The sequence below is a fragment of the Finegoldia magna genome, from assembly GCF_003182075.1.
Taxonomy (GTDB): domain Bacteria; phylum Bacillota; class Clostridia; order Tissierellales; family Peptoniphilaceae; genus Finegoldia; species Finegoldia magna.
This window is the reverse complement of the sequence record NZ_QGTH01000030.1, coordinates 1-11,191: the sequence shown is the minus strand read 5'-3', so window position 1 is coordinate 11,191 and position 11,191 is coordinate 1. Positions and strand designations below refer to the sequence as shown.

Annotated in this window: 10 protein-coding genes and 1 pseudogene; all 11 read left to right on the top strand. The window is 29.7% G+C overall.

What is annotated here, in order from left to right:
* Nucleotides 1–513 (top strand): phage antirepressor KilAC domain-containing protein (locus tag DES33_RS08965; protein WP_110058763.1); only part of this gene is annotated, 513 nt, incomplete at its 5' end.
* On the top strand, nt 506–2,302 hold the full coding sequence (locus DES33_RS08960) for a VirD4-like conjugal transfer protein, CD1115 family (RefSeq protein ID WP_110058762.1): 1,797 nt from the start codon (nt 506–508) through the stop codon (nt 2,300–2,302). The genes DES33_RS08965 and DES33_RS08960, both read left to right, overlap by 8 nt.
* 407 nt (nt 2,303–2,709) lie before the next feature.
* Nucleotides 2,710–4,188, top strand: coding sequence for a WD40/YVTN/BNR-like repeat-containing protein (locus DES33_RS08955; protein ID WP_227930641.1), 1,479 nt, complete (start codon nt 2,710–2,712; stop codon nt 4,186–4,188).
* Nucleotides 4,189–4,264: 76 nt separating this feature from the next.
* Complete coding sequence (locus DES33_RS08950) at nt 4,265–5,092, top strand: recombinase zinc ribbon domain-containing protein (RefSeq protein ID WP_227930642.1); 828 nt, start codon at nt 4,265–4,267, stop codon at nt 5,090–5,092.
* Nucleotides 5,079–5,381 (top strand): hypothetical protein, encoded by a 303-nt coding sequence (locus tag DES33_RS08945; RefSeq protein ID WP_110058761.1) that lies wholly within the window; start codon nt 5,079–5,081, stop codon nt 5,379–5,381. Before DES33_RS08950 ends, DES33_RS08945 begins: the two co-directional genes overlap by 14 nt.
* 315 nt (nt 5,382–5,696) lie before the next feature.
* A complete protein-coding gene (locus tag DES33_RS08940) occupies nt 5,697–6,074 on the top strand; it encodes a GntR family transcriptional regulator (protein WP_110058760.1) in 378 nt (125 codons plus the stop codon).
* Nucleotides 6,067–6,924: an ATP-binding cassette domain-containing protein gene (locus DES33_RS08935; RefSeq protein ID WP_110058759.1), complete on the top strand. Its 858-nt coding sequence runs from the start codon at nt 6,067–6,069 to the stop codon at nt 6,922–6,924. Before DES33_RS08940 ends, DES33_RS08935 begins: the two co-directional genes overlap by 8 nt.
* Nucleotides 6,905–7,561 carry an ABC-2 transporter permease gene (locus tag DES33_RS08930; RefSeq protein WP_170111633.1) on the top strand — a complete coding sequence of 219 codons (657 nt, stop codon included), beginning with the start codon at nt 6,905–6,907 and terminating at the stop codon, nt 7,559–7,561. The genes DES33_RS08935 and DES33_RS08930 overlap by 20 nt, the downstream gene beginning before the upstream one ends.
* A 12-nt stretch (nt 7,562–7,573) precedes the next feature.
* A complete protein-coding gene (locus DES33_RS08925; protein ID WP_110058757.1) occupies nt 7,574–9,589 on the top strand; it encodes a DUF6619 domain-containing protein in 2,016 nt (671 codons plus the stop codon).
* A 10-nt stretch (nt 9,590–9,599) separates the two neighbouring features.
* Nucleotides 9,600–10,220, top strand: a complete 621-nt coding sequence (locus DES33_RS08920) for an ABC transporter ATP-binding protein (protein ID WP_110058756.1) — start codon at nt 9,600–9,602, stop codon at nt 10,218–10,220.
* A gap of 349 nt (nt 10,221–10,569) precedes the next feature.
* Nucleotides 10,570–10,884: pseudogene (locus DES33_RS08915) on the top strand (23S rRNA (uracil(1939)-C(5))-methyltransferase RlmD); the annotation flags it as partial.
* Nucleotides 10,885–11,191: the final 307 nt, after the last annotated feature.

Here is an 11,191-nt window from a genome sequence, read left to right as displayed (position 1 = left end):
GGATTGTATTCGCTTATCCTTTCATCAAAACTACCACAAGCAAAAATATTCAAAGCTTGGGTAACTAGAGAAGTCTTACCAAGTATTAGAAAAAATGGAGGATATATATCTGGGCAAGAAAAGAAAACTAATGAAGAGCTACTTGCAGATGCAATTCTTGTAGCCAATAGAATTATTGCCGAAAGAGAAGAAGAAATTGAAGAATTAAGACCAAAGGCAGACTATTATGACAAATTAGTAGATTATAACCTACTTACAAATTTTAGAAATACTGCCAAAGAGTTAGGAATACCACAAAACCAGTTTATAAGTTTTTTAATGGATAAAGGATTAATTTATAGAGATAAGAAAAAGAAACTCTTACCTTATGCAGATAAGAACAATGGATATTTTGAAGTAAAAGAATGGGTTGATCCACTAGGTACACTTGTAGGAATACAAACATTTATAACACCAAAAGGAAGACACTACCTACTAATTTTATTAGATAGCGAAGGTTTCTACGATGAATAAGATATTAGAAGCCTTTCTTTCTGATATTAAAAACCTAATTAAAATAGACAACCCAAAGAAATTTATATTATCAAACATTCCTTATCTATCATTTTTCTACATTGGAAATATCTTTTCTAAGCACATCAATTCTTATGTAGGAGGAGATATTATTGATAGAATAATGGTTGGAATTTCTGATATAGGAACTTTATCTTATATACCAAGCCTTAATCCAAGGGACTTGTTAGTAGGTATTTCAGTTGCTGGTCTTGTTAAGTTAATTGTTTATAGTAAAGGTAAAAATAAAAAGAAATATAGGAAAGGTAAAGAGTATGGATCAGCAAGATGGGGAGAAAGTAAGGATATTGCTCCATACATTGACCCTAAGTTTGAAAACAATGTACTAATAACTAATACAGAAAGACTAACAATGAACTCAAGACCTAAAAATCCTAAATACGCTAGAAATAAAAATGTATTAGTAATAGGTGGTTCTGGATCAGGTAAGACAAGATTTTATGTAAAGCCAAATCTAATGCAAATGCACTCTTCCTATGTAGTAACAGATCCTAAAGGCACACTTGTGTTAGAGTGTGGGAAAATGCTCTATGAAAATGGATATGACATAAAGATTTTAAATACAATAAACTTTAAAAAATCTATGAAATACAATCCCTTTGCTTATTTGAGAAGTGAAAAAGATATTTTAAAACTTGTCCAAACAATTATTGCTAACACCAAGGGAGATGGAGAAAAGGCAGGAGAAGATTTCTGGGTAAAGGCTGAAAAGCTGTATTACACTGCCCTCATCGGTTATATCTATTATGAAGCACCAGAAGAAGAAAAGAACTTTAAGACGCTTTTGGATATGATTGACGCAAGTGAAGTTAGGGAAGATGACGAAACCTATATGAACCCAATTGATAGGCTCTTTGAAGCTCTTGAAAAGAAAAATCCAAGTCATTTTGCAGTTAAGCAATATAAGAAATATAAGCTTGCAGCAGGAAAAACTGCCAAGTCAATTCTAATATCTTGTGGAGCAAGACTTGCACCTTTTGATATAAGAGAGCTTAGAGAACTAATGAGTGAAGATGAACTAGAGCTCGATAAAATTGGAGATAGGAAAACTGCCTTGTTTGTAATAATATCAGATACAGATGATACCTTTAACTTTGTAGTATCAATAATGTATTCTCAGCTATTTAATCTATTATGTGATAAGGCAGATGATGTGTATGGTGGAAGACTTCCTGTTCATGTTAGATGTTTGCTTGATGAGTTTGCAAATATTGGCTTAATTCCTAAATTTGAGAAACTAATAGCGACAATTCGTTCAAGAGAAATATCAGCAAGCATAATACTGCAAGCACAATCTCAATTAAAAGCAATTTATAAAGACCATGCAGATACAATAGTTGGTAACTGTGACTCCACACTATTTCTAGGAGGAAAAGAAAAAACAACAGTAAAAGAATTATCAGAAACCTTAGGGAAAGAAACCATAGATTTATATAACACATCAGAAACAAGATCAAATCAAAAATCTTTTGGTCTAAATTATCAAAAGACTGGTAAGGAACTTATGAGCCAAGATGAAATAACTGTAATGGATGGCGGTAAGTGTATATACCAACTAAGAGGAGTAAGACCTTTCTTGTCTGATAAATTTGATATTACAAAGCATAAGAATTATAAGTTATTGGAAGATTATGATAAGAAGAATTTATTTGATGTGGAAGAGTATCTAACAAATAGAGATAAGGTAAAGTTAAAATCAAGTTATAAAATAAATAGGCTAAAAATTTGAGTTATGGAGAAGGCAAAATGTGTGAAAATAGAAAATCATCCTTAATTATTTTTATTTATTTGTCTATAATTATGGAATTTGTTTCTATTTTAGTCCCCACTAATTTGGATATGTTCCATATAAGGCGATCAAGCGTGGAGAGAAACCAAGTGTAATAGCAAAGATTAAAAAATATCAAGAGCAACAGGAAAAATACAAAAAGAAAAAAGAGAAAACAAAAGATTATTACAGGGATGAGGAATGGTAAGATGTTTTAACTTTATTAGAGAAATTTCAAGTACCATAGGAAGATGATATAGAAAAACACCTAAAAATGATATAATAATAAAATAGACAAAAAAATTTTGAAGCATTCTACTAAATTATTTTTGAATAAATTATATAATGCAGATGAATGGGGGATTGATATGAAACAAAAACTAAAATTTTTAGTTGATTATATAACATTAGTTTTATACTCAATTTGTATGTATATTTTATGGAAACTTTGTAAGTTTGGAGGGACATATTATTGGCTTAGAATTATGTTACCTTTTGTGATTCCACTGATTATATTACTTTTAGTCAGATTAATATTAAGACATAGAGGGTATCGGGCAAGTTGTTTTAAATTCCGTTTGGTTTTATTTATTGCTATAAGCCTAGTGTTTGGAGGGATGATAATACACACAGCAATTCCTTATAATGGGGCTTTATCTTGGAAAATTGATGATTTCTTAAATCATAAAAAGATAAAATTCATTCATAATAATATTTATGAAAATGGTATTGATGGATTGATAAACGATATAGGAGAAAAAAATTCTTTACCAGAAAAAATTTATGTATCAGATGATTTCTACATTGAGTTTACAGAGGATGGAACAATTACGAATATAGAAACAATGTTATATGGAGAAAATGATAAGGGACAGTTGAAAGGTTTTTTAATTACCTATGACTATAAGAAAGATAGTAAAATAAATATATGGCTTAATGAAGGCGAAGGTCTTAGTATTAATTCGGATAAGTTATTAAATCCTTTTTTCGCAATTCTTAAGCAATCCGATTACAAAGAACAAGTTCATAATTGGGGGGATATAAAACAAAATCAAACATATTCTTTTTTATATTCAGGAAAAGAAAAAGTTAATTCAGAAAAAGGACTCTCTATATTAGATGGAGATGCAGATAGTGATGGAAAATATAATACAGGATTGACGACTTCTATGTTATCAAGAGGAGGAGAATTTAGTGGGTATATGGCTTCTCTTTATATAAAAAATAATGAAGATATATCTTCATTTAAGTATCTAATGGAGCCACAATATATATCGCCGGAAATTCTTGAAAATGAACATAATAGCGAAATAATTGAAGATGCAAAAAGTTCAAAAAGATGGATTACAGATGAAAATAATGGTACGGTTTATACCTTTGTTTTAGATGATAAAAAAATAGGATATAGACTTGTGGTTGTAGATGCCGCTGCCGGTTCAAGGTTCTATGCATTTGAAAAATCAATTGATAGTGGGGAAACTTGGAAAGTTATCAACAAAGATCCTTTTATGGATGAAACCGGATCAGCTGAAGGAATAATATTCTTTTCAAATGATTTTGGTTTTATTGGAATTCAGGGGGCATCTGGACAGTACTCTCAAATATATAGTACAAAAGATGGAGGCATTACCTTTAGACAAGTTAATTTACCAATGGATAAGGTAAAAGATATACCAAAAGAGGGAAAAGAAATCGGACTAAAATTGGATGATTATAAGTATCTTTCTATGCCTGAAAGTAAGGGGAATAAATTATATATTACTGTTACAGCAGGAGAGTATGAATCCAATGGAATTCAATTTTATTCTGAAGATGCTGGAGAAAGTTGGAATGCTTTAACGAAATAAAAAATTTGAACTTGAGAATGATTTAGGTAGAATAAATGAAAAAAATTCTTATTATTATAATGGTGGTTTTTTTGTTGTGATAGATGGCTACACTGCTTTATTAGTTTTAGGTGATTTGATAACCACTACAACTACCGTAGACTTTCTAAATAAGACAAGGGTTAAAAATGACGGTATTGTACCCCAGTACTATGTACAAGATAGTCATGATGCAATTATTCCAAAAAATATTTTTATGAAAGTCCAAGAGGAATTATCTAGAAGGGCAAATATTAATGAAGGTAGTAATAAGAAAAGAATTTATAGTAGCAAGTATGCACTATCAAGTCTTATAAAATGTGGGAAGTGTGGAGAAATTTATAGACGTGTAGTGTATACAAATAGGGGAGTAAAAATACCAGTTTGGAGATGCTTAACAAGGATTGTAGAAGGACCTCATACATGTGATGCAAAAACTATATCTGAAGAATTAATACAAGAAAAAGTGCTAGAAGCAATCAATAAAACAATTGATGGAAAAGAACAGATAAAGAGCATTATAAAAAGTAATATTGAAAAAGCCTTAATAAAAAAATCAGGTAATGAGATAATAAAGCTTGATCAAAAGATGCTAGACATTCAAAAGGAAGTATTGAAAAAAGCAAATGCAAATGAAGATTATACAGATTTAGCATTAAGGTTAGAAGAATTAAGAGAAGAAAAAAATGAAATAATGCTTAAAGAATCAGAAAATGAAAACTTAAAAGAAAGGCTTAAAGAGATGAAAGAATTTCTTGAAGAAAAAGAAATTAGAATTGAAAGATTTGATGATGTTCTAGTAAGAAAACTAATTGAAGGAATTGAGATAAATGGAGATACAATCCTAGTTGAATTTAAGTCAGGGATAAAAGTTGAAGTTAAATAGATTAAAGACTCTACGTGTATGTAGGGTCTTTTTTCCGAAACCTGAAATAATTAGAAAAAGAATTAGAAAACCAAACGGAAAAAAAGTATGGATAGAGAAGAAAAAATATGAAGATATCGATTTAATAGAGTTTTATCATTCTGGGAAAATTAGAATTGAAAATTCGAGTCACTGTTGGAAATTATCTGAAAATGGAATAGATTCCTTTGCTTTTAGATTATTATTTTACTTGAAAATCGAATATCATGAGACTGGCGAAATACCAAAAAAATTTGGGATATTTTCGTAATTTATTGGCATAGAAATTATTTTATTAATATATTATGTGATAAATATATATAGTTGGAAAAGGAAAAATAGTATCAATAAATTTATGAGGATAGATAATAAATCCAAATAAAGTAATAGAGAGAAAATTAAAAATAAACAATTAAAAAATAGTAAACAACATACAAATAGTCATAAAAAAGAATTAAAACTTAAAGTTTAAAGCACATGGTGAAAAATTATTATGTGCTTTTTGCTTGATTTATTAATAATGTTATTATATAATGATAACAAAGATGACAATAATAACAACGATAACAATATTTGAAGGTGAGAAATGAAATTAAGGATTAATAATCAAAGTGGAATACCCATTTATCAGCAGTTATATGAACAAATCAAACAACAAATATTAGAAGGAGAATTGGGAGAAAATGAACAACTTCCAACAATGCGTTATCTGGCAAAAGAATTAAGAGTCAGTGTTGTGACCACAAAGAGAGTTTACGACGAATTAGAACGAGATGGTTTTATCTATAGCATTCAAGGAAAGGGAAGCTTCGTTTGCGTAAGAAACAAGGAATTATTAAAAGAAGAATTCTTAAAAAATATGGAAAGTCATTTGATGGAAGCGCTGAAATATGGATATTTAGCCGAATTAAGTTTAGACGAAATTATTACGACATTGAAAATAATTGGAGTAGAGAATGAATAGTATATATATTAAAGATTTGCAAAAGAGCATGGGCTCCTTGAAAATGAGAATTTCTGAACTTAATATTCCCGGAGGCTCAATTATTGGAGTAATTGGGAAAAATGGTGCCGGAAAAACAACATTATTAAAAATGATTGCCGGGTTGATAAGAGCTGATAGAGGTAAAATAGAAATTTTTGCAAGAGATATATATGGACTAAATATCGAATATTTACAAAAAATAGGGTCTGTTTTTGAAAATAATTCTTTTCCTGAAGAAATGAATATTAAGCAAATTGAACATTTTTGTTCATTAATTTTCAAAAAATGGGATGAAAAGATATTTGATGAAATTTTTCGAGTGACCGATTTAACTAAAAAATCAGATGATTTATCATCCGGACAAAGATCATTATTATTTTTAGCTATTGCAATGGCTCATCATCCTGAGATATTAATTCTTGATGAGGTTTTAAATGGTTTAGATTCGATTGTAAAGGATGAGATCCTTAGACTACTTGCAGAATTTATTGAGGACGAATCGCACACTGTAGTTATAAGTTCACATTCAACTGTCGATCTTGAAAAAAATGCTGACTATATACTTTATCTTGTTGATGGAGAAGTTCGTTTTTTTAAGTCAATTGAAGAGATTCGTGATGAATTTTTTATATGCGATGCAGAAGAATTTAACTCTAATGGATATGATAAATCTTTGGTAATAGGATCAAAAGAAAACGAGTTTTCTAAAGAGTATTTGATTAGGGTAAATGAGGATACATGTACTCTTAATATAAATTTAAGATCAGCTACATTAGAAGAGATTATTACTTATGAAGGAGGAATTAAAAATGAAAGGGCTTATTTATAAAGACTTTCTTGTTACAAAAAAATATTATATTACTACATTTATTATTCTTATTATATTACATCTTTTTATTCAAGAGAAATGGACAGCAATTTTGATGCCGTTATTATTATTGATATTTCAGAATGCGTGTATGAAGAGTATATTTTCATCAGATAATAATGGAAAATTTAGTGAATTTGTAGATGGGGCTGTGGGAATAAATCATCGTGTTAAAGGTGTTTATCTTTACACGATATTGAATGTTGTCATCTGCGGACTAATCACCTTAGGATATTTTATTCATTCTAGCATAGATATATCACTGGCTTTAAAATTTAATTGTATTCAACTATTGATTTATTTATTAATCTGGTCTGTTCAGTTACCAATATCTTTGCATTTGGGTATAGCAGCAACAAGAATATCAGAATTTGCAATCTTAGCAATTGCTTGCGTAATTGCTTTTGGGCTAACCAATGATATTTTATCCAATTTTATTACGACTGTTGTGAAAACAGAGCCACAAATGTGGGCATCAAATTTGTCTGAAAATTTCTCAATAGTAATAATCTTAATCTTTTTAATTATTGCAGTGATTATATATACATTTTCATTTCTATTATCACTAAAAATGTGTGATGTAAGGTGTGACAAATAGTAGGGGGATTTAATGTTAAAAAAATCGTTACGAATTATTGGATTTATAATTGGAATATTTACATTTCTTTTAATTTTACAATTCAATGTAAATGTTGAAAAAGAAACTCCTTTTAATACAAAGAGTAAATTTGACTTGCTATTACCTGAGCATGGTGTTAGCAAAGAACATGTAATTAATGAATTGAATCAATTGTCAGACAGACATGATGTAGTGCTTATAAAAACAACAGCAGATGTTGAAAGGTATGAGAAAAAAAGAGATGTAATATGGTTTGGCTCAAAGAAACCTGTGAGCACTAAACCTTTATTAAATGGCAATAATATTACTTGGCTAGAAGGAGATTTAACAGGTGATTTAGTGCATTCAAGTGAAATAGGAAAAAGGAATTTATCTGGTGTGTATTTCTGTACTTTTAATCAAAACTTCTTTGAAGATTTGATGAATTGGAGACAAAAAACTGGTGTAACGGTAAAAATTCAAGAGGATGTACCAATAATAAAAGAAATTGGCACTAAAATATATGGCTTTATCTTTTTGAATGGTATTGGGAATGGAGTTGTGACTAGTGGAATATTGCTAATTACACTGGTTTTAATATGGATGGTTACAAATGCAAAGGGAAGAACTATTCGATTTTTAGGTGGGATTTCAAAGCGGAAAATTAACTTTGAGGATACTAAATATTTAAGTTTGCAAGCTATATTTGGAATTATTATTGCCTTCATTGCGATTTTGATATATTTGATGTATAAAAAGGGCTGGTATGTTCTAAAAATATTGATTCCAAAGTTGTTCATTGGATGTATAGTTTTAGAACTATGTATTAGCTTTTGTATATGGAGCTTATTATTTCTTGGCTCTCCAAAAACTATTTATATTACAGACAGAGATCTTCCAATGAGAAAATATCAAAGAATAAGTGATACTAATAAGATAATTGCTATTTTAATGGCACTTGTTGTATTACCAACAACAATAAATGGATTTTTCTTGTCAAATCTAATGACACAGGAATATAAGCTTTGGGCGAATCGAAGTGAATATGTTGGAGTATCATTCAATGAATTAGATACACTAATTACAGAAGATATGCTTCCAAAGACTGAAAAGTTTTTTAAAGATTTACAGGCAGAGAATAATTTGACAATCTCTTATGTGCTTGATTCTGGGGTAAAATTATCTAAAGATATTCTAGGAAAGTATGACCATATTATCATTACTGATACTAAGTGGGTTAATAGTGGAGAAATAGGGATAAAAGAGAAGAAGGAAAATGGAGAATTAATACCTATTAATTATAAAGATATTCCTAATCAGACAAAAGAATTTTTAGATGAACAAATGCCATTGTTAACTAAAAGTAAAGAGCCAAATCCAAATGGACTTAATTTTTATGAATTTAAAGGAGAATATTTCCCGGCACTACCAATTGAAGCGGGGCATGGATCAAAAACGGTGCAAGCAAAAAATCCATTAATTATTCTTGCAGATAATCCAGTAAACGTTTTTAAGATAAAGGGTTTTTTACTATACATCGCTTCTTCGGGTAACGTAGTTTTCAGTAACGAAGCTGAATTAAGAAATGCTATTGAAAAATCAGAAATAAAACCATATATTTCTTCAATAGACAGCATATCAGAGGGATCTTTGAATATGGAACAGCAGTACAAACAGCAAGCAGTAGCCTATGGAGTTTCGGCTATTTCAGTTATGATATCGATGATTTTGTTAGGTGTGTTGAATGGGAAAATATGGGTGGATCAAAATCGAAAACGAATATTTACCCTTCATACATTTGGAGCAAGTTATAAAAATATTATTTCAACATCATTAAAGATAGATATTATTAAAGCCTTTGTTATTGTGACTGTTAGTATAGTACTAAATAGATTTTTGCACCCTACAGATGCTTGGAGTATCATAACTTCAGCTATAATCATTTTTTGTTTTTTGGTTTTGGGCAATCTATTTGCTTATAAACACTATGCACGCAAATCATTTTTAGAAGTTATTCATAGAATTTGAGGAGGAAATTATGCAAATATTAGCAAAGAATATAGGTGTAAAAATTAACAATAAAGCGATATTTTCGGATATGTCATTCAAATTAGAAGAAAATAAGATGATAGGGATAACAGGAAAATCCGGCAGCGGGAAAACTACATTACTTAATTGTCTGGGTTTAATTCAAGAAATAAGCACTGGCATAATAATGATAGATGGACACGATACATCTAGATGGAATGATTCTGATAAAACTAAATTTTGGCATAAATCAAGTAGCTTTATTTATCAAGATTACGGTATCATTGATAATGAAACGGTTCGATACAATGTTACTTTGAATAAAAATACATCAAAATCTAAAGAGGTGGATCAAGTTTTAAGCCAAGTTGGTTTAGGTGGACGTGGTGAAGAACTGGCATCTGTTTTATCAGGTGGAGAAAAACAAAGACTTGGAATAGCCAGGGCAATTTTCAAGGATGCAAAATATATTTTTGCGGATGAACCTACAGCTTCATTAGATTCAGCGAATAGACAGTTAGTAATGGATTTATTAGTTAAGCAAAGAGATAATGGGGCTATGATTATTATAGCTACTCATGATGAAAGGTTAGTAGAACAATGCGATGAAATTATAGATATGGATACTTAACAGGGCATAATAATATTGTAAATCAGAAATACGCATGAAGTACTTTTTAAGTATTTTGCTCGAAAAGTTCGTATAATAAAGATTGGAAAATGTAATGGACATAAATAGAAGTCTTCTAAAGACTCATTTTATAAGAGGTAATAGCATTTATATGAAGAGTTTGAATAAAGAAATATTGGACTCCAGTGGTATTTGAGAAAAATAATATATATTTACATGTTTTCGAATACGACACCAACGTAAAAAACCCTATGATATGTTTACCAATACGAGGATAATACTAAAAAAGCCTATGATATGTTTTCTAAAACATAAAAATGGACTTTTTATCCATAGTGTCGACTCGAGGCACGTGGAGACGGTAGCACTTTTGTCCAAACTTGATGTCGATAAGCATATAAATATTGAAATTGATCTGGATGAGCTTGATTTGACAAGTGCTGAAAGTAAGGCAATATATGTTCAAATCAAAGAATATGTTTGGAATAAATTTGAATTAAAAGTTCCGACATTATATATTGCACAGATAAAAAGGAAATGTGGAATAGAATTACGAGAACATTACAACAAGTCTAAAAAGGAGAAACAAATTATTCCACAGTGTACACCTGAAAAAGAAGAAGCTATCATGGATGCCTTGAGACACTTCAAAATGATTGAATAGAAAAGAATGACAGCATATGACTTTCTGCATTTATGACATTCCTAATTGGTATAGGAACAGCTATTATTCCTTTCTTACAAGGTATCAGTGAGAGAACAAGCTTAATATAAAGATTGATATAATCATTTTGATATTAAAAGGAGCGTTGAAATGATTGATAAAAGCAATAAAAAATTTTGGGATAAATTTGCTAAGCTATATGCTCCTTTCATGAAAAAAGACAAAGGAGTATATGATAAAGTTTGCGAATACATTCGTCCTCATTTGAATAAAGACATGGAGATGCTTGAACTTGCTTGTGGAGTAA

Excerpts from the sequence above, each read along its gene's own strand:
- DES33_RS08960 (WP_110058762.1), top strand. The coding sequence starts at position 506 with ATGAATAAGATATTAGAAGCCTTTCTTTCTGATATTAAAAACCTAATT.
- DES33_RS08955 (WP_227930641.1), top strand. The coding sequence starts at position 2,710 with ATGAAACAAAAACTAAAATTTTTAGTTGATTATATAACATTAGTTTTA.
- DES33_RS08940 (WP_110058760.1), top strand. The coding sequence starts at position 5,697 with ATGAAATTAAGGATTAATAATCAAAGTGGAATACCCATTTATCAGCAG.
- DES33_RS08935 (WP_110058759.1), top strand. The coding sequence starts at position 6,067 with ATGAATAGTATATATATTAAAGATTTGCAAAAGAGCATGGGCTCCTTG.
- DES33_RS08930 (WP_170111633.1), top strand. The coding sequence starts at position 6,905 with ATGAAAGGGCTTATTTATAAAGACTTTCTTGTTACAAAAAAATATTAT.
- DES33_RS08925 (WP_110058757.1), top strand. The coding sequence starts at position 7,574 with ATGTTAAAAAAATCGTTACGAATTATTGGATTTATAATTGGAATATTT.
- DES33_RS08920 (WP_110058756.1), top strand. The coding sequence starts at position 9,600 with ATGCAAATATTAGCAAAGAATATAGGTGTAAAAATTAACAATAAAGCG.